Origin of the sequence: Marixanthomonas ophiurae (assembly GCF_003413745.1) — a bacterium.
In the GTDB taxonomy this organism is placed as follows: Bacteria; Bacteroidota; Bacteroidia; order Flavobacteriales; family Flavobacteriaceae; genus Marixanthomonas; species Marixanthomonas ophiurae.
On record NZ_QVID01000001.1, the window covers coordinates 376,006 to 402,503 of the forward strand.

Genomic DNA, 26,498 nt, shown 5'->3' on the forward strand with positions numbered 1-26,498 from the left:
TTTTTAATTGCAAGCTTTAAATAAAAGCATAATTATGAATCCGGAAATTGCATAATAGATAGCCATTTGAAACATTTTAGAACCAGCTTTTTTAGTAGCTTCTACACTTAAACCTACAATTTCTTGGAGTGTTTGTTTGGCTAAATCCACCGCTTGTCTACGGGCATTTCTCATCCATTTTTCTAATGTTTCATCTTCTACTTCATATTCGTAGCTCCTTGATTTTGTTTTTGTATTTTCTTCTTTCTTGTATTCCCGCTCTTCACGTTGATATCGATTTTGTTTTTTGAAGTCTTTGTATTTTGAATACTCAATATCATATCTTCTTCTGGCATCGCCATCTCTTAATATAAGATAAGCTTCATTGATTTCTTGCATTTTCATGGTAGTATCCTTACCAACATTTTTATCGGGATGCCACTTTAAAGCTTGGGTTTTAAAAGCAAGTTTTATATCAGCTTGAGTTGCTGTTTGAGGAATTTTAAGAATAGAATAATAATCTTTAAACACAATTTAGTCTTTTTTGTCTAGTTGATGTTTATCAGTTTCCGTAACTTCATTTTTTACTGGAGGTTTTTTCCAAACTGCTCGAATTCCTGCAACCATACCAGCAAAAAGAATTAATCCTAAAAATCCAGGTGTTCCACCTCCTTTGCTAGATGCTACGATAACTCCAAATAAAAAAATAAATCCAATAATAATTCCGATAGTAACAATGACTTTTGACATGATTATATGTTTAGTTAGTAAAATTTTAAATTCGTTTTATTTTTTTCTTCGGGTTTCACGCAAATAAGTGTGTTTATTTCAAGGTTTAGGGTCTTTCTTCAATATTATGCACAATGGTCTCGGCCATCTGTAATTAAGTGGTTTAGCTAGTGTACACCAAACTGAAAATCCTCTCAGATTTTCAGAAGTAGTCGAGAACAAGCAATATTGTTAGCCAACACTTTTATTTATAAAGTTTTTAAAGTTATTTTTAAAATCAGGTTTAAAAATATTGACATTAAACGTTTTTCTTTCGTTCCCGTTTTTTCCTGAAAACTGCATTGCTTTAAAAAATTCAGAGTCTAATCCCTTAAATTTTTCTTTATAAAATGTATTTGAACAAACCCAAGTTTCGCAATTAAATGCTATAAGACTTGATAATCTTCTATTAGTTCTTTTAATATTTTCCTTAAAAAACATATTTACAAAAGACTTTACTTTTGAAGCATCGTCTTTATGATACCCCATTAATAAAATTGATTTTCCCAAATAAGGGAAATATGAAATAAAAATTTCAGAAGTTCTTTCCATATCTTTCCCATATTTATATTGATAATCCATTATTTCTTGTGACGTATCGTAGGTGTAAATTGAGTTCAAGCAAAGTTCTGTTAAATCCATTTCTCGATATTCAAAAAAAAACGATTCGGATTTATTATTTAAATCGCTCCACATTGAATTTGTGTAAAACTCTAAATCTTTAATTCCCAACTTGTTTTGACGTATCGTTTCTTTTAACATTTCGTCGTTTACCTCAACACCGGAATGATTTATTATACATTCTTGTATTTTGATTACAACTTCTTTTAGCCAAAGTTCATTATAAGCTGTTCTTAAAGCGAAAAGTAAGCAAGATTCATAATCGTTAAAGTCAATATCTCCTTGAGTTTCAATTTTGCTAAATACACTCGAATCGTGATTGTTACAAAAACCACTAAAAGTGTATATTTTATTAATACCTATTCTTCGAAGACCTACATATTCTTGCTTAAAATGATCTACTGATAATTCCCATAAATGATTGTCATCTGCAATGGACGATAAAATTCCGTTTTTTTGCATTATATGAGAATTTATGGCTTTCTCATTGCAATTTGGATGCATACAAGTATTGGTACTGGATTTAGCTTTATCAGCACAATCAGTAAATATTTTTGCAATTTTTGGTCTTTCAGTTCTCAATTTTTGTTCAAATATTGGCTTGCCTTTATATAAAGCCAAATGCGTTTATATTCCATTTATAAATAGCTATAAAAAGAGGGGAGTAGTTCTCAAATATAAACAAAATCTTTAATTATCATCAAAACCACCCTAGTTGCAAAAAAAATATAGGATTTAGCCTTTTAGAAGATTTTTTAAAAACCATCATGTATTTAACAAATCAAATTTAGATGTGTATTCTTATTCCAAAATTGTGGTTAGACATTTTAAGATTGGTTTTCTCTTTAATTCTTTTGTTGGGTAAATATTTATGATTGAGTTTCAAAATTGATAGGCTCAAACAACTCATTTCCCGTTCCATATGGAATTCTTCTTTCATGTTGAAAACGACCTATAATACAAGCTGGATGAGTCCCGAATTTTTTCGCGAAATTTATGATATCTTTATATGTAAGAGGGTTAAAATTAAGAATTTCATCCTCTTCTTTTTTACTTAATATCCAATCGGATGCGAATTCGTCCGCTTCTTTCTCAAACTCTTTATTTTCTCCATCCACATCTATATTTTCAATTGAAATATATTTTTTACCATGTAATAATATATGTCCGACCTCGTGGAAAAATGTAAACCAAAAAATATCATTTCTTTTGTATCGACCACTCAATTGGATTAGAGGGGTGTCCTTTATCCACCTTGTTGATCCATGAATTGGTGCTTTCGGAAGACAAGGGGTATGCACAACTTTTACCCCAGCTGATTTGCATATGTTATGTAATTCTTCAAAGAAATCCTTAGGCTGGTTGGCCATTAAAGCTTTTATCTCGTATAGTTTCTTTTTAAATAAATTCTTGTTAAACTCCGGGGTTCTAATTTGATCGGCTTGTAATTCACCTCTTCTTAGCCAAGCTGCAATAGCAGTAGCATTTTCTTGATTTTTTAGAGATATTCTGAATGCTACTCGTGTTCTCTGATTATAGTAATAATCTTCAAATCCTTTTTGAGAGGCTACCTCAAAAAATTTAAAAAGTTCTATTACTTTTTCCTCTGCCTTTCTTGTTTTTTTCACCCATCCATATTTTACCATTTTTGCATATGGAAAATTTCTTGCCCATTCTTTGCATTGCTCAATGTTCTTCTGAAAATTTACGCGGGCCTCATATTCATCATAATTTCTTTGAGCTTCATTCCAAAAATGTGCGGGTATTTTTAAAACTTGTTCAAAAAGGACAGCCATATCAGGAGTAATAGAGCTCTCGCCTTTTAACACAGCAGTAATAGTTTTTTCAGGTTTACCCGTTTTAATTGCAAATTCTTTGGCTCCTATATTTTTCTCTTCAAGTGATTCTATTAGAAATTCGGAAGGGTGTGTAACACTCTCCGGATAATAATCATTAATCGTTGCCATCTGTTCTGTCATTAAGTAATTGTTTGCTGCCTAGTGGTAATCGTCAATATCAATGATTTCGACTCCTACAATTTCTATCCAAATGTATTTACCGTCTTTATCAGTAGGGATGGGATCTTCTTGAGCTGTAAACATTAATCTATAAGGATGATCTAAATCACATGCCCATTGTCCTTTTCTATTCCCGGATAATTCATGAAAGCGTCCTGGTTGATATCGCACATCCTCTAATGTCTCAGAAAACTTTAGTTGGTCTAATCTTTTTTTAAATACTTTATGTCTTTTAGGTCCTAACTTCTTGATTCCAGCTTTATCATTATTTGCACACTTGTTCAAGTTCTTTTTTCGAAATTTTATATTCACTTAAATAGAATTTTTTCATTTTACCACCTTGTATTTTTTAAAACTCCTCTATTTAAGAACAAAGATAGTTAATATTTTAATTAACACAAAATGTAAATTAAAAATTAGACTATAATAATTCCTTGGCAAAGGGAGGAGTGGTAGAACATCTAGTGCCCTAATTTCCATCAAAATTGAATCTGTAATTTAGCTATGATCGCTTACTTTATTTTCCATCAGCTCTAGTCAAATTTTTAAAAATTGAGCTTAAATATTCCTTATTATTCTCAATAAATAATACCTTATTTTCAGCGAAGTCATCTCTTGTAGTGCCTGATCCGTCACCCCAATTCTTTCTAACCTTTTCAAATGGTGTTACAGATAGGATGAACCCGGAAATAGAAACTTCTACCTCTTTTTTATCATCCCTTAATTGCTGCTGAATTTTACTTTCAAGTGTTTTGACATCTTCTTTACACCATAAAATCTTGGGGTTATTAAAGTGATTGTCTCCAAGTAATATTCCTTTGGGATCAAGAAAGTAGATGTATTGCTTTTTACCATCCAATACCCAAAGGATAAAATCTGGATAAAAAGATGAACTATCCATGAAGAAACCAATACCCTTAACCGAAAGGTTACGAAGTACGAATAGCTGCTTATCCTTGAATTTATCTGACTCCTTTACGAACTGGCGTAGGTGATCTATAAAGTCTCTTTCACCGTTATTTAACCTTACAGGAACAGTTTTAATCTCTTTGAACTTCTTACCATCGGCAATTGAAGCAATGGGCGAATAAAGGTGCTTATCAAAGTGAATGGATGGAAGAGTATTGTCATCTTTCTCATATATCACCGTGATTTTATCTTCTATTTCCTTGATGAATGAATCGTGTTTCTTTGGCACCTTCACAATCATGGTATGCGAAGCTGGAAACATTGCTTCATGCTCTTTGTGTGAAAGCATATCATAAGTAAGGTATTTGGACAGGAACGCCTTTTCTTTATCAGCATAGAACTTATTTATATAGTCCCTCACTAGACTCACTGCAACTCCTTGTATTTTGCCCGAAATAGCTTCATTGATTCCAAATTGCCCTTTATGGCTTAGTAGATTGAAGCCACTACTTTCTATTAACTCGGATAGGACAGATTGATTTAAAATTAAGTTGTGATACCCTTTGAGTAGCTTGTATCTGTTTGCTTCCAATGAAAGCGAGTTGTAGTCAATGAAGTCTCTAAACTCTTTGAGGAAATTTTCTTGATAATCTATTACATCTTCTGCTACCTGACTGTTTAAGCCACCTGCTGCTATGGTGATTTTATTCCGCATATCAATTGTGACTCTGTTGGCTACGTCTGAGTTGTATTCTAATTCAATCAACTCATCCTTAAAGGACTTATCTTCCTGTTTTTTGAAGGTCATTATTTTCCCATCCCACAGGTCTTCATGGTTTAGTATGATTTCAATAGATATATCGGTGTAATCCGGTACTTCTTTTTCTATTTCAGTTAAGAAGCGATTCATGTATGAAGCATTCAAGCCCATAATAGAGATGGTTTGTAATGCTCGGATATGGTAAGGCGCATTGGCTTCTTCACGTTTCAAGGATAAGTTTTTACCTTTTAGACGAACACCACGACCAAATAACTGAATAATTTGAGCACCTTCACTCTTACCCATATTCATTAAACCCATGCTTGAAACTCTCCAAGAATTCCACCCTTCAATAAACTTTTTAGATCCAATGAGAATATTGATGGTAGAATTGGTTTCTGAAATGGCTTGAAATAATGAATTGGAGAAATTGTCGTCTTGGATAGTCAATTCTCCGTCAGTATCAGCTTCAAGTGTTTTTGCGTACTTAGAAACATCACCAATATTGATAACAGCAAAGTATTGGTCACTTGTTTTGGTTTTTAACGCAATCTCACCCTCGGCTTGCTTTACTTGGAAGGCTTCTATATTTCCAATACCATTGAATACTTTACTAAGAATAGTTTCAGCAATAGGTTTGGCTGTTCTGAGATATTCAAAGTGTCCTTTAAAAATATCGTTTCCATCTGCATTTCTTAGCCCTGTGCTGTCATTGAGTATTTTGTCAATATCTCCCTGTAAAGAAGCAGGTGATGAAAGAGCATACTTAAAAAACTTGATAATACGAGAAACATCAGAGACTGTGGATTTATCTGATACTGTTTTGCCTGTTCCGATTACTCGGCTTCCAACAAATACCCAAAGGGGCTTCTCGATGTTGTATTGGCGCAGCTCTTTCTCATATCTCTCAAACAGCTCAAACTGCTCGTAATAACCCAATAAACTAGCTGTTAGCAGTAACTTGTTTTGTTCTTCGCTGTACTCATTCCTGGTATCGAGGTTGAATACACTAAAGTCCTTGCCATAACCATCTGTATAAAAATGGCGATAGGAATAGTCAAAAATGATGGATTTAGCATATTCATTAAAGAGAAACTTATTCTTGTTGGTAATAACCTGTCCAAATGTTGCAGAATATTCAAAAGTGAATGAATCTTTTCCACGAGCTAGATATTCTCTTAATGATTTCCATGTTTGCTCATCAGATTTACTGCCCTTGTGTCCTTCATCTATGAATACTAAGTTCTTTGACTCTGAGAAGTAATCTACATCAACACTTACACCTTCTCCTTCTTTGTCTTTAACCAATTTGGTAATCTCTAAAATGAGAATTTCACCTTCTTTGGTTTTTAGGCTTTCTTCACTTCCTGAATAGAGCTTTACAGGAATACCACTTTTAACGCAACTTTCATAATGTTGCCTGCTTAAACCTTCATTTGGAGTTATGAGAATGATGTTTTCCCATTCTTTGAAGTACTTAGTGATTTGCCAATAGTTGCAATGCATCAAAAGGGTTTTACCACTTCCGGTCGCCATCCAATAAGCAAGTTTCTTCAAGTCTTTTTCTGTGTAAGCTTCTATTTGCTTAAAGTCTTTGTTTCCTTCAGCATAGTCATTCAGTTTGGCAATTAGTTGATTTGCATTGTTGCTGTATTGGTCACAAAAGTACTCGGTAAATAGTAAGGCAAACCATTGGTAGTATTTGAATGTGAAAAAAGGTTCTGCGCGGTTTTCACGGAGTTTTTTCTCATAGCCTTGTATGGCTTCATCGTATTGCTGTATAGCTCGATCTTCAATGAGTTTGTCTGAGTTAGACATTAAAACACTGGCAAAATAAGTATAGCCTGTTGAGCTAGTGCCTGACTCTTTGTTGTTAAACTCATCTCGCAAGTCTTCAAAGGCTTCATAACCCAACTGATGCAAGATGTATCTGAAAAGGACAAGTTGTTTTTCTAGTTGCATGGTTATGAGAGCATTTTGTTTTTGAATACTTCTTCAATGGGTTGATATCCTTCTATGTGTGCCTGGTCATTGATGTAGAGCAAATCGTATTCAAAGGCTTTGATTTCTGTTTTTAGCGATGATGAATCTGCCTTGAAATCTTCTACATTCCAATCTTTTACCGAACGCCACACTACCAATATGTTTTTATTGGCATTGTTGTGGCCATAAATGAATTGATATTTCTTTTCATTCAGTTCTTTGGTGATGCATTTTTGCATGTGCAGACCAATGAGATAGTTGAAGGTTTCCACCAAGTCAACAGCCTGCTCGGTATCGTACGTGAAGCCATCCCACACTTTGAGCTTATAGTTCCAAGGGTCTTTCATGGCTTCGGTATTCACTAAGGTCTGGCTGCCTTTTGTTTCAAACTCCAAGAAGTATTTAGGTATGTACTGCTCAAACACTAATGCTTTTTGTATGGTATCATCTGAGGCATTGAAGGCGATGTTTTCTAGGGCTTCTTCATACTGTTCTAGGCGTTGGTATTTTAAAAAAACTCCATTACCACCACCAATTGGCTTTTGTGGTTGACCTGAACTCCATTCTAAGGAATGTGCTATTTTCTTTATTCTCGGTAAAATCACAGTATAGATATAATTACCCTGCTCTATGAGTAAGCATTTGCGATTTCCATCATCTTGATTATTCAAGTTTTGGATGGCATGAAAAGTAGTTCCCGATCCCGCAAAATAATCAAGAAAGAATCCGTCATTTATACTTGTGGCATACAGAAGATACTCGATTAACTTTACAGGTTTAGGATAGTCTACTTTTTCTTGAAGAGATAGATTTTCTAATGTTATACCGCCATCACTCTTTTGACTAATAATAGATCGGAGTAAAAAGGATTCAACTTCTCTGAGATAAGTAATTGAACTTGGTTGGGTTTTTTCATTATTCGCATACCAAATACGCCCTTTCATCATGGAGCCGTCTGGTAGTATAAACTCTTCCCCATTTCGTTCGGCAGCTCTAAAAGTTTCTTCTTTCCATCTCCAACCTTTATTTGGTATAGGAGCGGGTTTATTTGTTACAGGATTAATAACCTCATATCTAGGCCCTTCAGTCTTAGCATTTGGCCATGACATATTTATTTTTCCCCATATTTCGTAGTTTTTATCAAGCTCGCAATAGAGCGTTATTCCACGGTCAAAACCTTGCTTCTTGTAATACTTTTTGAGTATCTCCTGAGCTTCTTTGATCGATTTTCCCGATGACTTAGCTTTCTTAACTATCTCATAGACTTCTTCCAAAGAATCTTTTCGCATTACAAAGGATAGGTCACAAGACTTTCGATATTCCTTATTTCGTGTATACAGATAGATATATTCATGAATATTACCAATTCCTTTATCGTTCTTAGGTATGCGTTTATTCCAAGTTATCTTTTCAACTTTGTTGATTTCTCCATAGGTAGTGTTGAGAAGCTGACCTAGAGAAAGTTCTTCATGCTCATCACAGCTCACGAATAAAGCTCCTTTATCAGACAGTAAGTCTCTATTAATTGAAAGTAAAGGTTCAAACATAGTTAGCCAAGTTGAAGATTTAAACCTGTCTTTATAAATGAAACCATCATCACCTGTGTTATATGGCGGATCGATATAAGTAGACGCTATTGATTCTTCAAATTTTGGTTTAATAATATTAAGTGCAGGATAATTATCACTCTTAATTAATAAGCCATCTATGAGCGATTCTAAATTTTGCTTTACAGAAATCTTGCCTAGCAGTAGGGATTTAAAATCAGCAGAATAGTGCACTGTATCAATTGGCAGTTTTATCAGATTTAAATTTTCATCACTTAAAAAGTCAGAGGTTTTTTTAAATTTTGATAGGTCTCCAAACATCTCCTTCCACTCCGCTATCTGCTTTTCATTCCTGAGAACTTCTTCTAAAATGGGTTTGGCGGCTTCTTCACCTACATAATCTACCAAGCGATCAATGGTAATAACCCATTCGGTACTTAGTACAAACTTCTTTTTCTCCCATATTTTCTTTTGAAAGTTTTCTATCTGGCTCACAAAGGCAATAATGGTATCAGCAATGGATTTGAATACCTTGATGGTCTTCAAGTTATGCTTGAGTCGGTCAAAGTAAGCGTCGGTATCGGTTACATATAAGTCATCTACATTTACCAATTCACTCTTGATGTAATAATCTAATTCCCGCTCCAAGAAGCCTTTCAAGTTTTTGTGAATAAAGAAATCGTGTTTGTTCTTTCGGGTGTAGTGCTGGAGCTTTTTTAAAAGTAGGGGTTTACCGTCTTGTTCTTTCCACAGGTTAGCAAGTACCGGATTGGAGCTAAACTTCTTTTTTAAGAAATCAAAAGCTATTTCATCAAGGGTATCTTGTTTGCTATTGCCTTTTACCTTCTTTTTTTCCTTGTCGGTTAGTGGTCGATATTCAAAGAAAAAAGTTGCATCTTCTTTATTAATTTCAGCTTTTTTTTCTGAAAGAATAAAATAATTTTTATCACTTTCTTTAACGTTCCCTTGTTCCAATTGCGCATCCGTTAATTTGAAGTTTACAATTATTTCTCCACTGGTTGAGGGGACTTTAAAGGCATACTGGTTAAAAGTTTCTGATGATTTAATGTAATATTGGTCTTGATTCGCCCAATGAAAATGTGTTTCTTCCCCATTGTAAGGGACTACATACTTTTCGTTCTTACCAAACCTACGTTTACTGATGAAATCGCCCTTATCATAGTAACGAGAGAAGAATAGAGTCAGATGGTTGTATATCTGATTTTCCGTTTCAATCGATACAGAAGATTCAGTGACTTTAGCCTTTAACTCTTTATACTCGGAAATTTCGTCCTTGTAATCTTCTTCGTAGATAGCTAACCGGGTTTCATCTTTCTTCTCAACAGCTTCTAACCATTTATTGAGCGAAGTTGATTTCTCCATTTCCGTAATTTGGTCTTGCACCTGCTTGGCTTCATCGGCTGATAAAGTTTGTAACTCCGCTTTTACCTTATCTACCAACAGTTGGTCAATAAAGTTGGCAATTTCTTTCTTTTTGTAATGAAGAATCTTATAAACACCAAAATCCAAGTCTTGAGAATCGAACTGAAAGAGTTGATTGAGGAAGGATTTTAGTTGTTCAAGTGAGGTATTGTTTTTAGTCATTCTGCGGGTATTTCTCTATGAGTAAATCAAGAATTTTATACTTTTCTAAAGTACTTCTTTTAGCTTTAAGCTAAAATAACTTTTTCAATATACAATTCATTAATTTCTTAAATGATTTTTGAGATTATATAGAATACCTGATATTTTATATATACAAAATGAATTCAAGCTTATATCATGTCAAGACAATATTACTTTTTTTAAAATATTTTGAAGTCGAATTTGTGAAGAATGAAGACGTCATTTTAGGTAAAAGACACTGTTACCAAAAAGGTGATATAATTACAAAATCTTTTTTTATTAAATTTAATGATGATAATATATATACCATAAAAAAAGAAAATGATTTTTTAACCGAAACTGTGGACTTAGTTTCAGCTAAACTCGACGAAATTTTAGAGTTTCTTTTCCCGGACTTAGTAAGAGTGTTAAAAATTGATTATTTATTATATTGAGTTTAAAACCATGTTTTCACTCTTTATCTTCTAGTAGCTGATTTAAAGCGTGTAATCTTACATCTTGCCCATATATTCGAGACAATTCTTTTTTAAAATAATCGAAATTCTTGAGCGGAAAGTCATGCCCCCTTCATATTCTAGATTACCATCTCCATCATACTCAATATTTATCTCCGTCATGCATCCTATGCAATTAGCGTCACCATAATTTTGCAAAGAAAGATATATGTCAGCATCCATAATTCTGTAGCTTTTAAAATAGCTTCGCCACCTTCGTATGTGTATTCATCCATTTTGTTTGAAATCTAAATGTTAAAATTTGACCTTAATTAAAACTTTTCTTTGAATAAGTCTATAAGAAGTAAATAAAAAATATTTCAAAAAAATGGAAAACTTAAAATTCAATCAAATTATTTCAAAATTTACAAAAAATCAAAAAGAGCTTGACAAATTAATCCAGGAGGCAATACATAAGGAAAAAATCTATTATTCACCACATTCGCTTAAAACGGCCCTAATTGATGCACTCAATCGTTATTCTATAAATAATAAAAAGAAAATTATAAAATTAATTAAAGAGATAGACGATTACGTTTTTGTGGCAACAACCTATGCAGTACTCGGTGAAAATATTGACTCAATTCATAAAGATTATTTGATTCAACAAAAAAAAGCATTTAAGATGCTTGATCATTTAGAGGAGTTTGAGCAAATACAGGAATGTGATTACTCTTTTGGTTTAATATTCATGATCGCTCGAAATAATATGAAGCGACTTATAAACAGCTCTCACATGGATATTAATTCATTTACTGTACAATTGGCTTTTTTTCACGATATATTAATTGAGGAAGATATTCCAGAATTTTTTATTCGATCATTTTCTAAATTAATTTTAAAAACTAAAGATTTAGAACTTAATTAAGTTTCATCTAAATTTAATTTTGAGTGGCTTTCGCCTTTTTAACATTTTTGCGGAGGCCTCTCTTTACTTTAAGGCTATGTATTTAAAATGTTCATTTTTATACAATTCGAACATTGCTAGCAGACCCGTGGCCAGAAGTCATTCTAGCATAAAAAAATGTTCAAAATTATTCCGGGGTCTCATTTCTGAAGCTTACTTTAGCCCATAAAGAGGGGTATGACAGGTTCAAAATATATAGATTACGATCGGGCATCAAATATTGGCCGAAGGCTAATAAAAAATGAAGAAAATAAGAATTTTGGACTTCTTATTATTTGCGGGATCAACCTTGGCTTGAGAATTAGTGATCTATTGCAGCTAACCTTTGAACAGCTAAAAAGGGAAGAATTTATAGTTATAGAGCGCAAAACAAACAAAAAAAGACAATTAAAAGTAAATGAACATATTCGAGATGCCCTGACTTTTTTTGAAAGTGACTTGATCTATCAAATGGGGGGCTCCGCCTTCACATCTCAAAAAGGAACAATATATTCCCCACAGCATGTAAATAGAGAATTGAAGAAGTATCTTCGAGGAAGTTTTTCATCCCATTCTTTAAGGAAATCGTTTGGCAGAAGAGTGTGGGAAAATGATGATTATAGTGATAGAGCGCTTATTTGTTTGAGCCAACTATTCAACCATTCCTCCACGCAGATAACCCGTATTTATCTTGGTATTAAACAAGAAGAACTTAATGATATTTATATGAACTTATGAACGAAATTGAAAAAATGAGCCAATTCAGTATTCAAATTTCCGCTATTTTAAGTTCTATATCTGGGTATCCGGAGATTTTAAAGGAACTTGAAAAAAACTTAAAGCACTATAGAGTACATTCCTCATTTGTGGAGTTTACAATTCCTGAAATTACACCATACACCCTCAATGTCCACTTTCACAAATTCAGTAGATCAAAGAAGTACCGCAATATTTGGTATTGCAAATATTACATTTATACTCAGCCGGGGTGCTTGAGCTTCATCAATAAAGATCTAGATTATTCGCATTTTGATGAAACAGTATATAATAGGATTTGTGAAATTGCCCATATGGAAAGTGTAATGATAAAAATAAATAGTTAAAAATGAAATACTTAAATCGACTCGATAAAATTATCACCCCTGTAGTTGTTAATTATCCTCACATTTTAAAGCAACTAGAAGCTAAAATGGAGGATGTTGTTTTATTAGAAATAGAAAAGAATGATCAGACATTTAATTACCATTTCAAAACCTTAAAAAAAAATGAAAACAATAGCTTTAGTTACTTGTTTTACAGATATTCACCGCAAATGGGATATGAGTTCTTGGAAGGTAATGACCAGTATAGCTACCTACTTAAATTACTTTATAATGAGATTCAAGCAATTTTGAAAATCCCCGAGGTTATGGAAGAAATCAATGAAAGATAATTTTTTTCTCCTTATCATACCCTAATGAAAAAAAAATGCAATAGATAGATAATAGTTTTAAAATACATCTACAATATTCTTTTTGTGCGCTTTAAAAGCGCACAAAAAGAACCTTTTAATTAAATTAATCAATAGTAAAATCGTTTAGAAAATTCAACGTAACATAGTCATGTGATTTTTTTACATTTCCTTTGATAAGTTTTGTAGGGAAACCCTGTAAATATTTTTCAGTAGTACTTATATTTTTATGGCCAAGCAAATCTCTAATTAAATAGCTATCTGTTCCTATACTTAATTGATGTCTAGCGTAAGAATGTCGAGCAGTGTGACCTACTATATTTATTGAAGAGCCCATGTATTTATCCAATAATTTGAGGTTTTTAACATAGTTATTTCTACAGGTTGAAAATTTTGCTTTTTGCTCTTCATTTAGATTTTTTCGCGGGGCAAAAGATTCTTCATTATATAAACTTTTGTCTAATCCATAAACTAAAAACTCATAGGGGTCTTCTTTCTTTTTTTGTTTTAGGAGCTGTAATTGTTCCAAAAATATAGTTTTGTTCAAGCTACACATAAAATCGACACTCTTATTATAAAATTTAGAACCAACATCTTTTTTATTAAAAAGAAACTTATGTCTTTCTTGATGTCCAAAAAAAGTCATTGTATATTCTTTATTGTTAAGTAAAAAGTTATACTTTTTTTCGAAATAGAATTCATAAAATTTCTTTGGACTAATGAAAAAACATAAATACTTAAGAAGATTCATTCCTACAAAGACAGTTAATTGATGTTTAGTTTTAAATTGGGAAAACTCTATACTGGCCTCTGTGGAATCAACCACTATATCCTTATAACGTATAGTAAATAAATCACTGATTCTAAGTCCTTGAGCAAAATACTGAACCAAAAATGTCATTTTTGTTAATTCATCTTGAGATTCTCTGGGTATATCGGCATTTATTAAATTTTTTATATGGTCAATCGTTAAAAATTGTTTTGTTTTAACAGGTACTACTATTTTAATAGATTTGAAAGGACTCCGAATATTCGACTTATGCCCATCATCAAGACCCCGATTATAAATTGTTTTAAAATGTTTAAAGTATTTAGCTATGGTTGAAGAAGCAAGATTTTGATCTATGAGATAGTTTTTGAATTTAAAAGCAAGTTTTTTGTCAATATTTTCAAATTGTAAATCTTTAACCTTGACGTGCTTTAAATAATTATTTAACATTAAAAAAGCAGATCTATATGACTTTATCGTATTCTCACTTAGCGAATGGTCAAAATTAATTAATTGATCTTGGTAATATTTAATAAAAGAACTTGAATCCACTTCAGCAATTTCATTTGTATCTGAACTCTCTATTTCCTTTATTTTCTCAGACAATAACCTATTCAATTTCTCACTATTCGGATGAGATTTTCGCACTTACAATTCTTTCGGGTTCCAAAATCTTTCATGAATTTTTTCGCCTATATTTTTAATTTTCGACTTCCGATTAACTGTTACTCTGATACCTAAATATCCTTTAGATTCATTCTTTGATTTTTTTCTAAAACAAGCTTTTACTGTCATATTTTTATCTCTTTTTTTAAGGTGTACAACACGTGTACAACATTTTTTATTAATTACTAATAGGTTTATAAATCATATAGTTTATTATTATATATTTGTTTAGAAATAAAAGTGTTAAAGTTGCAAATAAGCAAAAGACTTCCTTTCCTTTCCTGGAGGTACCACATAAACCCGAAACGTTTGTTTCGGGTTTTTTGTTTTTTAAAACCTCTCTATTTACCAAGTCTATTCTATTGAAATTCCAAAAATCTAAATATCTTTATAGCTTAAGATAAATTAACGAAAAAGACACCCTTCTTCCCGGGCATTTGTATGAAACAAGAAGACATTATAAAAGCAATCAACGAAAAATACACAGCCTTGGGTGAAAATCCAGACACCTATCTTAAAGGACTATTGCAGGCCAAACCCATTAATTATTGGGACTACATTGAGGTTGAAACCTTGCTTTCTCTGCAAAAACCGCGAACCGATTTTAAAGATGAAAAAATCTTTATTATGTACCATCAAGTAATCGAACTGCTTTTAAAAATGGTACGTCACGAGGTTATTCAGTTACATGAAATGGACAGTGTAGACGAAGAAATTTGGCTTGACAAGTTTTCGCGATTAAATCGTTATGTAAATATGCTCATCACCTCTTTCGATATCATGAAAGACGGTATGAGCTATGAAGATTACAACATTTTCCGGTCAACCTTAACCCCAGCTAGCGGGTTTCAGAGTGCGCAATTTCGGTATATTGAGATTTACTGCACTAAACTTGAAAACTTAGTAAACGAAGAAGGCAAAAAACGACTTCCTAAAAACCCTTCAACCGAAGATTATTTCGAACACATTTATTGGCGTGATGCAGGATATAATCGTAAAACAGATTCTAAAACCCTAACCCTACGTCAGTTCGAGGAAAAATATCTGGACTCATTTATCTCTTTAGCCAATAATGTGAAGGGGGATACGTTGGAAGAAAAATTTCTACAACTAGAAAATCCTTCTTCAGCACTTCAGAAAATAATCTTAGAATTTGACAAGCTATACAATGTAGAATGGCCTTTGGTGCACTTAAACACAGCAAGACATTATTTAGACAAAAAGGGAGAAAATAAAACCGCAACCGGCGGATCGGAATGGAAAAAGTATTTACATCCTAAATTTCAACAGCGAAAATTTTTTCCCACGCTTTGGAACGAAGAGTAATGAAACTACAAATAAAACGAATATACGAAGATGCTGCAAATCGAGACGGACATCGAGTATTGGTAGACAGAGTCTGGCCAAGAGGTGTTAGCAAAGAAGATGCGCGTTTAGACGATTGGAATAAAGACATAGCTCCTTCAACCGACTTGCGAAAATGGTTTGATCACAAATCTGAACGCTTTTCAGAATTCAAGAATAAATATAAAAAGGAACTTTCAAAACATACCGATGACTTAAAAGAAATCGCGTCTATTGCTAAAGAAAAACAGGTGACACTGCTGTTCGGTGCAAAAGACGAAAAACACAATCAAGCCGTTGTCTTAAAAGAATACCTTGAAAGCAACTTTTAAACTACGATTTTTGCCTTGATTCTTTTCTCAGCTTTCTTTTTAATAGCCGTAAGGCGTTTCATAATATCCATTAATTTAGCATCTTTCGTCTTTTTATAACGTTCATTTAATGCCAATATTAATTTCTTAGCTTTCTTGGAAGCTACTATTCGCTCGTTGGTAGATTTAAAGCTTGTAGTTTCTTCTTCAAATTGTAGGGCTTCATTAACAACATCCATAGTAAATTCTTTTTTTATTTGTCAGTTTTTAAAACACAAAAGACTTTCTGTCTTTTTCATTTCTGTTTTAAGCGGTTAAAAGTAATGGCTTATTCTTTCTTTAAATAATTTTAAACAATACTTTAACACTGTGTCTCAAAATCCTATTTACTGAAATTATATTTTAAAATCTATATTTTTGCATTGATTGTGTTTATTGGTAAAAGATAAAACTTATGAAACTTAGTTTTTTATTCATCATTAGTGTATCTATAGTAGTGTTTTTTTCTTCTGAAAAAGCTACTTCACAAATTTTAAATGCAGAGTCATTGCGGAAAGTAACCGACACTTCTGGTTATTCTGGTTCGGCGAGTCTTGATTTTCAATTAAAACGAAATGTAAATGATTTTTTTACTATTTCGAACAACATACACCTTCAGTATAAAATGAATAAGAGTTTAATATTGTTCAAAAACGATATCGATTTTCAGAAAATAGAGGGCGAGAAGTTGAGTAATAGCTTTATTTCGCACCTTCGGTATAACTACAAACTCTCTTCATTGATAACTTGGGAAGCTTTTATGCAAGGGCAATACAATAAAGTTAATTTAATAAACTTTAGAGGGCTGGCAGGTACCGGGCCCCGGTTTAAGCTATCACAACTGGATAATTATAAATTCTACCTTGGGTCGCTCCTTATGTATGAATATGAGGAAGTCCTCGATGGCATAACACCCATACAACGGGATATTAGGGGCAGTATTTATTTTTCGTTCAGCCTATATCCCACCGAGCATATTAGTATTGTAAGCACTACCTATTACCAACCGCAATTGAGTAAATTTAAAGACTACCGGATTTCCAGTCAGTCATCGCTTTTGGTTGGGCTTTTTAAAAATTTCGCACTAAAAACCAGTTACACCTTCACCTACGATGCTTTTCCTGCAATAGGAATCCCCAACTCACAATACGATTTTACAACTGGGGTCGCTTATACATTTGACTGATAATTTAAAACTTCCGTAAGCTTTTTGTATTTCAAAAGACTACTTTGTTATATTTACCGAAGTAAAACCAAAGAGGTTTAACTTTCGTAACTATAATAAATACTAGCAATCATGTCTAATTATTATGACCCTAAAGACCTTCGTAAATTTGGAAATATCACCGAATGGAGCGAAGAGTTAGGAGAGAAATTTTTTGATTACTACGGAAAAGTCTTTGAAGAAGGCAAATTAACTGCCCGTGAAAAATCACTAATTGCATTAGCTGTAGCACACACCGAACAATGCCCTTATTGCATTGACGCATACACTAAAGATGCATTACAACGCGGTGTAACCAAAGAAGAAATGATGGAATCCATTCACGTAGGTGCTGCTATTAAAAGTGGTGCTACCTTAGTACATGGTGTAATGATGATGAACAAAGTAAATAAACTTGACGGATAATTTATGACCAAACTTAAAACACAATCCCTACAAAAACGAAATAGCGAACTCGCACAATCTAACAAACAGCTTGAAATTCTCTCAAACGGAATTTTTGCTAGTGGTGAGTTGCCAACATTTGCAGATAAAATTGAAGAAACGGGGCAATTTCCCATGAAACCACAAAAATTGGAGATTCTTCAGATCAATTTAGGGTATATGTGCAACCAAACCTGTGATCACTGTCACGTAGATGCCGGTCCCGACCGAAAGGAAATCATGACTGTCGAAACGATGAAACAGTGTTTGGAAGTTATAAAAAATACCGGTGCGCATACCGTTGACCTTACAGGAGGTGCTCCCGAAATGAACCCGAATTTTAGATGGTTTGTTGAAGAGGCCAGCAAAGCAGGGATTGAAGATTTTATTGTACGAAGCAACCTGACGATTATCCGCGCCAATAAAAAGTATTACGACCTTCCGCAGTTTTTCAAAAAACACAATGTGCATGTAATAAGTTCCATGCCACATTGGACGCGTGGAAAGACCGATAAACAACGTGGTGAAGGTGTTTTCGATATGTCAATAAAAGCGCTGCAAGAATTAAACGCCATCGGCTACGGAATGCCAGATAGCGACCTTCGGTTGGACTTGGTATACAACCCAAGTGGTGCTTTCTTGCCTACTGATCAAGAAAACATGAAAAAAGACTTTAAAAAGGCTTTATTGGAAGATTTCGGAATTCATTTCCACGATTTATTTGCCATTACCAATTTACCAATTGCCCGTTTTCTAGATTATTTAATTGCTTCGGAAAATTATGAGGAATATATGTACCAATTGGTGGAAGCCTACAATCCTGAAGCCGTTAAAAATGTAATGTGTACCAATACTATTTCTATAAGTTGGGATGGTTGGTTGTACGATTGCGATTTTAATCAAATGCTAGAATTAAAGGTTGATAGTGAAGTACAGCATATTTCAGAATACAACGAAGACGTCTTAAACGATCGAAATATTATCATTTCGCAACATTGTTACGGCTGCACCGCAGGTGCTGGTAGTAGCTGTCAAGGTTCTGTTGCCGAATAATCTATGAACAACAATACTGCAATATTAATTTTTGCCAATTCGGCCCAACAAGAAAAGGTTCTAAAACCCTTTCGAAAATCGGCAACTTTATTTGGTGAACTTAATAAACAGACCCTTTCTAAAGTAAAAAAAACAGGCCTTCCCTATTTTCATTTTTCTGAAAAAGAACAAATCGGGAACAGTTTTGGTGAACGTTACGTCAATGCCATTCAATCTGTTTTTGATAAAGGATACGAAAACATCATTACATTAGGTAATGATACGCCGCATCTACAAACGCGACACATTTCTAAAACTGCTGAAAAATTACAACACAACCCTATTGTTTTAGGACCTTCCACAGATGGTGGTTATTATATGATGGGTTTGCGCAAATCGCATTTTGATGCCTCCCTTTTTCTGAAACTTCCGTGGCAGACTTCCAATTTGAACAGAAGGATTTCACTGCTATTCCATTCTAAAAACATTCAAATAGAATGGCTGGAAACACTCACGGATATTGATTCGGTTTCCGATATAAAAGTTGTCCTGAATAGCTTCAGAAAACTTTCTTATTCATTAAAAAAGATACTTTCTACACTTCTTATTTCTGAAAAGATTTTATTTGAATTAGCACCCATTCATTTTCAGAAAACCCTTCAAAAAACACCTTTCAACAAAGGTTCGCCCAGAATTGCTTCTTAATCAAGTTTACTACACACTGTAAACTCAACGATTACCGAAAACCATCGGTAACACCTCTATTTTACTAATCAACACATTTTTATGAAGCAATTATACATGGGCTTATTGTTTTTTATTTCAGCAATAAGCTATTCACAAACTACTGTTACCGGCACCGTAACAGATGCTACAAACGAAATGACCATTCCGTTTGTAAACGTACTTTCCAGCAATGGAGAAGCAACCACAACCGATGAAAACGGAAGTTTCACTATTGAAATTTCCAATAACGAAAATATTTTGACTTTTTCTTCAATAGGATATATCACTCAAACGGTTCCCGTGGGTGATAACACGGAGTTTTTAATTCAGTTAAAAGAAGCGACCACTAGCTTAGATGAAGTGGTCGTAACGGCTTTGGGGTTAAAACGGGAAACCAAAGAGTTAGGCTACACCGTACAGACGTTGCAATCTGAAGGTGTTAACGAAGTAAAAGCAGTCAACTTTCTGGACAACCTTTCTGGGAAACTGGCTGGGGTTACCGTTTCGCAAGGAGCCACGGGAGTGGGTTCTTCTTCAAAAATTAGTATCCGAGGCGAATCTTCTTTCTCAAACAATAATCCGCTATTTATTGTCGATGGAACCCCCATTAATAATGAAACTGTCTTTAATTTTACCAACGAAGCCGCTGCGGGATTTCAAGAAATAGATTTTGGTAACGGTGCCATGGAAGTCAACCCAGATGATATTGAATCCGTCACCGTGCTTAAAGGCCCCAGTGCAGCAGCGTTGTATGGTACACGCGCTTCAAACGGAGTGATCGTTATTGAAACCAAAGATGGTAGCAAAGCAAAAGGATTAGGCGTTAGTATTAATACGTCGCTTTTTGTTGAAACGCCATTTAAACTGCCAGAATTTCAAAATGAATATGGTCAAGGTAATGGTGGTGAATTTGCCTACGTCGATGGTCTTGGCGGCGGAACAAACGACCTTATTAGTTATTCTTGGGGCCCACGATTGGATGTGGGGAATTTAATTCCGCAATACGATAGCCCGGTTACTTTACCAGACGGTACCGTAGTTCGCGGTGGAGACACCTCGCTTTACAGTGGTTTGCCGATAACGCCAACGGCTTTCGATTCGCATCCAGATAATTTAAAGGATTTTTACCGAACGGGTATTACGACTATTAATAATGTTTCGGTTTCCAATAGTTTTTCCACAGGTAATTACCGCTTGTCTTTTACCAATCTTCGTAGCGATGGTATTATTCCTGGAGTAAATTTAGACCGGCAAACAGTGGCTACTAAATTAGCTTTTAGACCTACTGATAAAACGAAGTTTAATGCTTCTGTAAGTTATGTAAATTCGGGAAGTGACAACCGCCCTTCAAATGGCTACGGAAGTGAAAACGTAAACTATGCCTTAGTAGCTTGGGGACCGCGCTCGTTGAACATCCAAAATATGCGCGATTATTGGCAACCAGGTCTTGAAGGCGTGCAACAATATTCTTTTAACTACACGTACTTTGATAATCCCTATTTTACGTTACTGGAAAATAGAAACTCGTTTGAGCGGGATCGTGTCTTCGGAAACATTTCGGTGACGCAAGATTTTACCGAGCATTTAAGTATTTCGCTACGGTCAGGATTGGATTATTCTTCTGAAAGACGACAATTTAGACGTGCTTTTAGTAGCAACCGTTTTAAAAATGGAGCGTATGGAGAACACGATGTGTTATTTAGAGAAGTGAACACCGACTTCTTAATTAATTACGATAATATTTTCGGTAATATTTCAGTGGATATTTCCGCAGGTGGAAATCGGTTAGACCAAACGGCATCAACTAAAGAATCACAAACGGTGAACTTGGCTCAACCGGGAATTTTTAACCTCAACAACGCTGCATCACCTATTGAAGTGTTTCAGTTTGAAAGCAAAAAACGTATTAATTCGTTCTACGGAATAGCAAAATTAGGCTATAAAAACTTTCTTTATTTAGATTTAACCGCCCGAAACGACTGGTCCAGTGCGTTGGCTACCCCTTTTTCGGTAGATGGGACCTCGTTCTTTTATCCATCGGCTTCAGCAAGTTTTATTCTTTCCAATGTAACAGAATTGCCTGAAGTCTTCTCATTTGCAAAACTACGAGCCAGTGTTGCTCAAGTTGGTAACGATACGGCTCCTTACCAAACTTCGGGAGCATTTGTTTCGCAAACGCCTTATCAAGGGCAACCGACTTTTAGTAATCAAAACTTTATTCCGAATTCAAATTTAAAACCCGAACAAACCACCTCCTATGAATTTGGTGCTGATCTTCGGTTTTTCAAGGATCGTTTGAATTTTGATGTTACTTATTACAATACCTTAACGGAAGACCAAATTATTTCGCTTCCCATTGGAATTTCTTCAGGATATAATCAACAGGTTATAAATGGCGGAAAAGTAAGAAACCAAGGTCTCGAAATTATAACTGGAATAACACCTATTAAAACAGCAGATTTCCGTTGGAACACCACCTTTAACTTTAGTACTAGCAAGGCTGTCGTTGAAGATCTTCCGCAAAGTGACGGTCGATTAACACTCGCTTTTAGCCGAATATACGACAGTGCCAACCAGACGGTTTGGTTTCAAGTAGAAGAAGGTGGCGAAGTAGGCGACATCTACGGAACAGGGTATTCAAAAAATGAAAACGGTGATTTTATCATCGATGAAAATGGAAATTATATTGCCGACAACAACCTTAAAAAAATAGGAAACTACACGCCAGATTTTATGTTGGGTTGGAGTAACAATTTTGAATATAAAAATTGGAACCTTAGCTTTTTATTCGACTGGCGACAAGGCGGCGAATTGGTTTCCCGAACCCGCGCTTTGGCAACCGTTGGTGGGCAATTAGCAGAAACCACCCCGCGACCAGAAGAAGGGATTATAGCCAATGGTGTGGTGAATATAGGAACCGAAGCGAATCCTGAATACACACCCAATACGACGGCTATTTCAGCAGAAAGCTATTACCGCCAGTTTTACGATAGGAATCACGAAGAAAACAATGTGTATGATGCTTCCTATCTAAAACTTCGCCAATTTTCAATTGGGTATAGTTTTGAACTGAGAAACGGATTTTTAGGTCTGGCTGAAGGAGGACAAGTGAATTTCAACATTATTGGTAGAAACCTTTTTGCTTTTTCAGAAATTCCACATTTTGATCCGGAGCAGCTTGCCGTTCAAGGAAACGGTTTTGTTAGCGGTGTGGAAGATATGAGTTATGCGACTACGAGAAGTATCGGTTTTAAAGCCGGAATTAATTTTTAAGATGAAAACCATGAAAAATTTACTCTATATATTTAGCTGCATCATCTTGCTTTTTGCAAGCGGCTGTACCAAAGATTTTGAAGAAATAAACACGAACCCAAATGCGCCTAATTCGGTGCAACCCTCTCTATTGCTTAGACAGGTAATATACGATTATGGCGAGCAAATGAGTTACGAAGGTTTTGTGGCTGGCGATCTCTTGTCACAGCACCGCACGGCGTTAGATTTTAATTTATTCGATCGTCACGCCTTAAAATCACCCCAATTAGGTGGAAATCCGTGGCCTATTTTTTACACCAACCTTCGGGACAACCAAATTATAATCGAGCAATCTCAAAGCACAGAAACCTTCGCAGTTTATGAAGGCCCAGCTTTGATTTTAAAAGCCTATATGGCAGCAGGATTGACTGATTTATTTGGCGATGTTCCCTATTCTGAAGCATTTAATGGCGTAAATGGCACGGTAACACCAAAATACGACACCCAAGAGGATATTTATTTAGCTGAAGGCGGAATTCTAGATAACCTGGACAAAGGAATTGCAGCCATTGAAGCGTATGATGATGTAATTCCGTTAGAAGGCGATATTCTTTTTGATGGAAATTTAGACAGCTGGATCACCTTTGCAAATTCTTTAAAAATAAAGCAATTGCTTCGTATTTCGGGAAAAGTGGATGTTTCAGCAGAATTACAAGCTATTTACAATGACGGGAATTATTTAAAAACGAATGACCAAAACGCTATTTTCAATTTTACGAATACCGATCCTAATAGTTTTCGTTTGGCACAACTTCGGGTAGGCGATTTTAACAATTTTGTTCTTTCAGAAACCATGGAGGATATCCTAAAAGAACTGAATGATGACCGAATTGTTGAGTTTTTCCGTCCGTTTGAAAATTCAGATTCAGGTGAATTTAATGGATTAATAAACGGAATTGACGCTTCCAGCACTTCTATTGAACTAGCTAATTATTCCTTGGCAGGCACTTCTTTTCGCGAAGATACATCAACTTTAGACGCCAACTTTTTAACGGCTTGGGAAACCTATTTCAATTTAGCTGAAGCTGCCGAACGCGGATTCATTTCCGCAGATGCACAAACGTTATACGAAACAGGCGTAACCTTAGCTTTTGAATATTGGCAAACCGAAATGCCTTCGGATTATCTAACAGGAACAGCAGCCTATAATGCAACTGGGACAACCCCAATTGAACAAATTATCACCCAAAAATGGATTGCGAATATCATTAATGGCTATGAAGGTTGGGTAGAATGGCGACGCACCGGTTTCCCTGAATTTAAACCCGTAGCTGCCAGTTTAAACAATGGAATTATCCCTATACGCATGCCGTACCCAGCCGAAGAAGAAGCATTAAATGCTGAAAATTATCAAGAAGCAGCGAATGCCACAGATGGCAACAGCATTAACGTGCCAGTTTGGTGGGATGAATAATATAAAAAGTGATTAAATGAATGTAACAATCTGGCAGTGGGGACTCATACTAGTATCAAGTTTAATACTATTTTTCCTATCCCCATTGGCGAAATCTACCGATCAATTTTTTAAGGCGACCCATCGTAAAAAAGCGCCCTCGGCTTTATGGTTAACGGGAAGCTTAATTATCTCATGGATTTTTGCCAAAAGCATTACCAATGCTGCAAACTTAGGGTTAGATTTTGGTATTGTGGGTGGCGTCGCCTATGCTGGTTATTATTTGTCATTTGCCGTTGCTGGTATTATAATTTATCAATTGCGGGTTAAAGGAGGGTTTAAAAGCATTCATGATTTTTTAACCAACCGTTTTGGGAGAGGAGCGATGGCTTTGTTCTCAATATTAATTGCTATCCGGCTTTTTAACGAAGTTTGGAGCAATACGATGGTTATTGGCACCTATTTTGGCAACCAAGGAAGCACACCGTACTATTGGGCGATTTTAGTCTTTACTACCTTAACTTTGGCGTATGCTATAAAAGGTGGATTGAGTAGTTCTATTTTTACCGATGTGATTCAAATGGGATTGTTTGCTATTTTATTGGTTGTTATTTTAGGTGCTATTTTTTCTACGGAAGATTTTACAGTTCAAAAAGTAGCAGTTTCAGGCTCTTGGACATTTGAACTAGGATTGAACTTATTCTTTGCTGCTATTATTCAATCGTTTAGTTATCCATTTCACGATCCTGTATTAACCGACCGAGCTTTTTTAAGTTCGCCAAAAGTGACCAGAAGAAGTTTTCTCTGGGCGAGTTTACTAGGAGCAATTTGTATTGTATTATTTAGTGTTATTGGTGTGTATGCACAATCGCTAGGAATGAAAGGACAAGCAGCCGTTGAAGTGGGCAAAGCGTTTGGGGTGGTAATTTTATTGGTCATTAATTTTATTATGATCACCTCTGCGGCATCTACACTGGATTCTACTTTTTCATCGTTTTCAAAATTATTGGCTGTCGACCTAAAAATGGGTATAGACCTTACTTTTGGAAGAGCATCTATGGCGGCAATCGCCATATTAGGTACCATTCCTGTCTTTTTAAATGCTGAAATATTATCGGCCACCACCATTTCCGGAACGATGGTTATTGGATTGACGCCTGTATTTTTATTTTGGAAGCTTCCAGCGCCTAAAATCAGTTTTTATTTAAGTGTTGTTTGCGGACTGGTTTTCGGCTTTTTATTGGTTTTTAAACTATTTCCACAACAGCTCATTTTTACCGAAGGAAAATATGCCGATTTACTTTGGGTAAATGTTTGGGGAATTTTAAGTTGTATCATTTTATATTTGACACCCACATGGATAAAAAAATAGAACATATAAACATACACGGGAAGGTTTTGCTCTTTGGCGGTGTGTACAGCAATTTGCAAGCACTCGAAAAACTGAAAAGCATTGCTGAAAAAAATAATATTTCGGCAGAAAACTGCATTTGCACGGGAGATATTGTAGGCTATTGTGCACAACCTGAAGAGACCGTCCAACTTTTTAAATTATGGGGTGCCAAAAGCATTGCTGGGAATGTAGAGTTACAGTTACGGGAAGGAGCTGATGACTGTGGTTGCGATTTTAAAGAAGGATCTCGTTGTGACGGGTTTTCACAATTGTGGTATCCGTATGCGCAAAGTAAGCTTTCAAAATGTTCATTGGATTTTATAAAAGAATTACCGGATCATATTCAATTTACGTACGCAGGAAAAAAGACAACGGTCTTACATGGTTCTTGGTCTAATATTTCAGAATTCATTTACAAATCAACACCATGGCCTATAAAACAGCCAAACTTTGAAATCACCAAAAGTGACGTAATTATCGCTGGACATTGTGGATTGCCTTTTAAACATACCGAAGAAAACAAAACATGGATAAATCCTGGGGTTATCGGCATGCCTGCAAACGATGGAAATCCACACGTTTGGTACGCTATTCTGGACGATGCCGATAGAAAATTATCGATTACACATCATACCATGGATTATAACCATAAATTAACCAGTAAGTTAATGCAAAACGGCCTATTGCCCGAAGAATACGCACGAACAATTATCACCGGAATTTGGGACAACACAGAAATTCTACCTCCGGTAGAAAGTGGGTTGCAAGGGTTTGGAATTCAGCCATAATTCACATCATTTTAACATCACAATGTCACGTAAGTT

At 34.9% G+C, this 26,498-nt stretch carries 24 protein-coding genes; 14 read left to right on the forward strand and 10 right to left on the reverse strand.

From position 1 onward, the window contains the following. Positions 1-3: 3 nt before the first annotated feature. The 8 genes from DZ858_RS01645 to DZ858_RS15145 form a co-directional block, all read right to left on the reverse strand. Complete coding sequence (locus DZ858_RS01645) at positions 4-510, reverse strand: J domain-containing protein (protein ID WP_158548337.1); 507 nt, start codon at positions 508-510, stop codon at positions 4-6. A 3-nt stretch (positions 511-513) separates the two neighbouring features. After that, a complete protein-coding gene (locus DZ858_RS01650; RefSeq protein WP_117157836.1) occupies positions 514-729 on the reverse strand; it encodes a hypothetical protein in 216 nt (71 codons plus the stop codon). A gap of 210 nt (positions 730-939) precedes the next feature. Next, entirely contained in the window at positions 940-1,989 is a 1,050-nt protein-coding gene (locus DZ858_RS01655) for a hypothetical protein (RefSeq protein ID WP_117157837.1), read from the reverse strand. A 248-nt stretch (positions 1,990-2,237) separates the two neighbouring features. Beyond that, complete coding sequence (locus DZ858_RS01660; RefSeq protein ID WP_239990697.1) at positions 2,238-3,347, reverse strand: ImmA/IrrE family metallo-endopeptidase; 1,110 nt, start codon at positions 3,345-3,347, stop codon at positions 2,238-2,240. 18 nt (positions 3,348-3,365) lie between these two features. Continuing rightward, complete coding sequence (locus DZ858_RS01665) at positions 3,366-3,698, reverse strand: type II toxin-antitoxin system RelE/ParE family toxin (protein ID WP_117157838.1); 333 nt, start codon at positions 3,696-3,698, stop codon at positions 3,366-3,368. A gap of 205 nt (positions 3,699-3,903) precedes the next feature. Then, a complete protein-coding gene (locus DZ858_RS01670; protein ID WP_117157839.1) occupies positions 3,904-7,017 on the reverse strand; it encodes a DEAD/DEAH box helicase family protein in 3,114 nt (1,037 codons plus the stop codon). Between the two features lie 2 nt (positions 7,018-7,019). Then, positions 7,020-10,190: a site-specific DNA-methyltransferase gene (locus tag DZ858_RS01675; RefSeq protein ID WP_117157840.1), complete on the reverse strand. Its 3,171-nt coding sequence runs from the start codon at positions 10,188-10,190 to the stop codon at positions 7,020-7,022. A gap of 512 nt (positions 10,191-10,702) precedes the next feature. Then, positions 10,703-10,888 (reverse strand): hypothetical protein, encoded by a 186-nt coding sequence (locus tag DZ858_RS15145; protein WP_158548338.1) that lies wholly within the window; start codon positions 10,886-10,888, stop codon positions 10,703-10,705. Between the two features lie 145 nt (positions 10,889-11,033). On the opposite strand from DZ858_RS15145, the gene DZ858_RS01685 reads away from it, so the two are divergent. The 4 genes from DZ858_RS01685 to DZ858_RS01700 all read left to right on the forward strand — a co-directional run bounded on the left by DZ858_RS01685 (position 11,034) and on the right by DZ858_RS01700 (position 13,023). After that, a complete protein-coding gene (locus DZ858_RS01685) occupies positions 11,034-11,573 on the forward strand; it encodes a hypothetical protein (RefSeq protein ID WP_117157842.1) in 540 nt (179 codons plus the stop codon). 216 nt (positions 11,574-11,789) lie between these two features. Next, a complete protein-coding gene (locus DZ858_RS01690) occupies positions 11,790-12,329 on the forward strand; it encodes a tyrosine-type recombinase/integrase (protein ID WP_117157843.1) in 540 nt (179 codons plus the stop codon). Next, a complete protein-coding gene (locus tag DZ858_RS01695; protein WP_117157844.1) occupies positions 12,326-12,694 on the forward strand; it encodes a hypothetical protein in 369 nt (122 codons plus the stop codon). The genes DZ858_RS01690 and DZ858_RS01695 overlap by 4 nt, the downstream gene beginning before the upstream one ends. A 2-nt stretch (positions 12,695-12,696) precedes the next feature. Further along, a complete protein-coding gene (locus tag DZ858_RS01700; RefSeq protein WP_117157845.1) occupies positions 12,697-13,023 on the forward strand; it encodes a hypothetical protein in 327 nt (108 codons plus the stop codon). Positions 13,024-13,147: 124 nt separating this feature from the next. Here DZ858_RS01700 and DZ858_RS01705 read toward each other — a convergent pair whose 3' ends face one another. Then, on the reverse strand, positions 13,148-14,416 hold the full coding sequence (locus DZ858_RS01705; RefSeq protein ID WP_158548339.1) for a tyrosine-type recombinase/integrase: 1,269 nt from the start codon (positions 14,414-14,416) through the stop codon (positions 13,148-13,150). Between the two features lie 501 nt (positions 14,417-14,917). Between DZ858_RS01705 and DZ858_RS01710 the strand changes: the two genes are divergently transcribed. Both DZ858_RS01710 and DZ858_RS01715 read left to right on the forward strand, forming a co-directional pair. After that, positions 14,918-15,802: a tryptophan 2,3-dioxygenase family protein gene (locus DZ858_RS01710; protein ID WP_117157847.1), complete on the forward strand. Its 885-nt coding sequence runs from the start codon at positions 14,918-14,920 to the stop codon at positions 15,800-15,802. Continuing rightward, a complete protein-coding gene (locus tag DZ858_RS01715) occupies positions 15,802-16,152 on the forward strand; it encodes a DUF488 domain-containing protein (protein ID WP_117157848.1) in 351 nt (116 codons plus the stop codon). The genes DZ858_RS01710 and DZ858_RS01715 overlap by 1 nt, the downstream gene beginning before the upstream one ends. Here the strand turns inward: DZ858_RS01715 and DZ858_RS01720 are convergent. Further along, positions 16,149-16,370 (reverse strand): hypothetical protein, encoded by a 222-nt coding sequence (locus DZ858_RS01720; RefSeq protein WP_117157849.1) that lies wholly within the window; start codon positions 16,368-16,370, stop codon positions 16,149-16,151. The genes DZ858_RS01715 and DZ858_RS01720 overlap by 4 nt on opposite strands. Before the next feature lie 215 nt (positions 16,371-16,585). Here DZ858_RS01720 and DZ858_RS01725 point away from each other — a divergent pair, with 215 nt between their 5' ends. From DZ858_RS01725 to DZ858_RS01760, 8 genes are all read left to right on the forward strand, one after another. After that, positions 16,586-17,356, forward strand: coding sequence for a DUF481 domain-containing protein (locus tag DZ858_RS01725; protein WP_117157850.1), 771 nt, complete (start codon positions 16,586-16,588; stop codon positions 17,354-17,356). A 108-nt stretch (positions 17,357-17,464) separates the two neighbouring features. Continuing rightward, positions 17,465-17,800 carry an arsenosugar biosynthesis-associated peroxidase-like protein gene (locus tag DZ858_RS01730; protein WP_117157851.1) on the forward strand — a complete coding sequence of 112 codons (336 nt, stop codon included), beginning with the start codon at positions 17,465-17,467 and terminating at the stop codon, positions 17,798-17,800. Between the two features lie 3 nt (positions 17,801-17,803). Next, positions 17,804-18,871 (forward strand): arsenosugar biosynthesis radical SAM (seleno)protein ArsS, encoded by a 1,068-nt coding sequence (gene arsS / locus DZ858_RS01735; RefSeq protein ID WP_117157852.1) that lies wholly within the window; start codon positions 17,804-17,806, stop codon positions 18,869-18,871. A gap of 3 nt (positions 18,872-18,874) precedes the next feature. Next, complete coding sequence (locus tag DZ858_RS01740) at positions 18,875-19,555, forward strand: DUF2064 domain-containing protein (protein WP_117157853.1); 681 nt, start codon at positions 18,875-18,877, stop codon at positions 19,553-19,555. An 81-nt stretch (positions 19,556-19,636) separates the two neighbouring features. Beyond that, a complete protein-coding gene (locus tag DZ858_RS01745; RefSeq protein WP_117157854.1) occupies positions 19,637-22,849 on the forward strand; it encodes a SusC/RagA family TonB-linked outer membrane protein in 3,213 nt (1,070 codons plus the stop codon). Between the two features lie 10 nt (positions 22,850-22,859). Continuing rightward, entirely contained in the window at positions 22,860-24,302 is a 1,443-nt protein-coding gene (locus DZ858_RS01750; RefSeq protein WP_117159485.1) for a SusD/RagB family nutrient-binding outer membrane lipoprotein, read from the forward strand. A 16-nt stretch (positions 24,303-24,318) separates the two neighbouring features. Beyond that, a complete protein-coding gene (locus DZ858_RS01755) occupies positions 24,319-25,653 on the forward strand; it encodes a sodium:solute symporter family transporter (protein WP_117157855.1) in 1,335 nt (444 codons plus the stop codon). Continuing rightward, complete coding sequence (locus DZ858_RS01760; protein WP_117157856.1) at positions 25,638-26,462, forward strand: metallophosphoesterase family protein; 825 nt, start codon at positions 25,638-25,640, stop codon at positions 26,460-26,462. The genes DZ858_RS01755 and DZ858_RS01760 overlap by 16 nt, the downstream gene beginning before the upstream one ends. Positions 26,463-26,498 lie beyond the last annotated feature (36 nt).

Excerpts from the sequence above, each read along its gene's own strand:
- DZ858_RS01650 (WP_117157836.1), bottom strand. The coding sequence starts at position 729 with ATGTCAAAAGTCATTGTTACTATCGGAATTATTATTGGATTTATTTTT.
- DZ858_RS01660 (WP_239990697.1), bottom strand. The coding sequence starts at position 3,347 with ATGACAGAACAGATGGCAACGATTAATGATTATTATCCGGAGAGTGTT.
- DZ858_RS01670 (WP_117157839.1), bottom strand. The coding sequence starts at position 7,017 with ATGCAACTAGAAAAACAACTTGTCCTTTTCAGATACATCTTGCATCAG.
- DZ858_RS01675 (WP_117157840.1), bottom strand. The coding sequence starts at position 10,190 with ATGACTAAAAACAATACCTCACTTGAACAACTAAAATCCTTCCTCAAT.
- DZ858_RS15145 (WP_158548338.1), bottom strand. The coding sequence starts at position 10,888 with ATGGATGCTGACATATATCTTTCTTTGCAAAATTATGGTGACGCTAAT.
- DZ858_RS01685 (WP_117157842.1), top strand. The coding sequence starts at position 11,034 with ATGGAAAACTTAAAATTCAATCAAATTATTTCAAAATTTACAAAAAAT.
- DZ858_RS01690 (WP_117157843.1), top strand. The coding sequence starts at position 11,790 with ATGACAGGTTCAAAATATATAGATTACGATCGGGCATCAAATATTGGC.
- DZ858_RS01695 (WP_117157844.1), top strand. The coding sequence starts at position 12,326 with ATGAACGAAATTGAAAAAATGAGCCAATTCAGTATTCAAATTTCCGCT.
- DZ858_RS01700 (WP_117157845.1), top strand. The coding sequence starts at position 12,697 with ATGAAATACTTAAATCGACTCGATAAAATTATCACCCCTGTAGTTGTT.
- DZ858_RS01710 (WP_117157847.1), top strand. The coding sequence starts at position 14,918 with ATGAAACAAGAAGACATTATAAAAGCAATCAACGAAAAATACACAGCC.
- DZ858_RS01715 (WP_117157848.1), top strand. The coding sequence starts at position 15,802 with ATGAAACTACAAATAAAACGAATATACGAAGATGCTGCAAATCGAGAC.
- DZ858_RS01720 (WP_117157849.1), bottom strand. The coding sequence starts at position 16,370 with ATGGATGTTGTTAATGAAGCCCTACAATTTGAAGAAGAAACTACAAGC.
- DZ858_RS01725 (WP_117157850.1), top strand. The coding sequence starts at position 16,586 with ATGAAACTTAGTTTTTTATTCATCATTAGTGTATCTATAGTAGTGTTT.
- arsS (WP_117157852.1), top strand. The coding sequence starts at position 17,804 with ATGACCAAACTTAAAACACAATCCCTACAAAAACGAAATAGCGAACTC.
- DZ858_RS01740 (WP_117157853.1), top strand. The coding sequence starts at position 18,875 with ATGAACAACAATACTGCAATATTAATTTTTGCCAATTCGGCCCAACAA.
- DZ858_RS01745 (WP_117157854.1), top strand. The coding sequence starts at position 19,637 with ATGAAGCAATTATACATGGGCTTATTGTTTTTTATTTCAGCAATAAGC.
- DZ858_RS01750 (WP_117159485.1), top strand. The coding sequence starts at position 22,860 with ATGAAAAATTTACTCTATATATTTAGCTGCATCATCTTGCTTTTTGCA.
- DZ858_RS01755 (WP_117157855.1), top strand. The coding sequence starts at position 24,319 with ATGAATGTAACAATCTGGCAGTGGGGACTCATACTAGTATCAAGTTTA.
- DZ858_RS01760 (WP_117157856.1), top strand. The coding sequence starts at position 25,638 with ATGGATAAAAAAATAGAACATATAAACATACACGGGAAGGTTTTGCTC.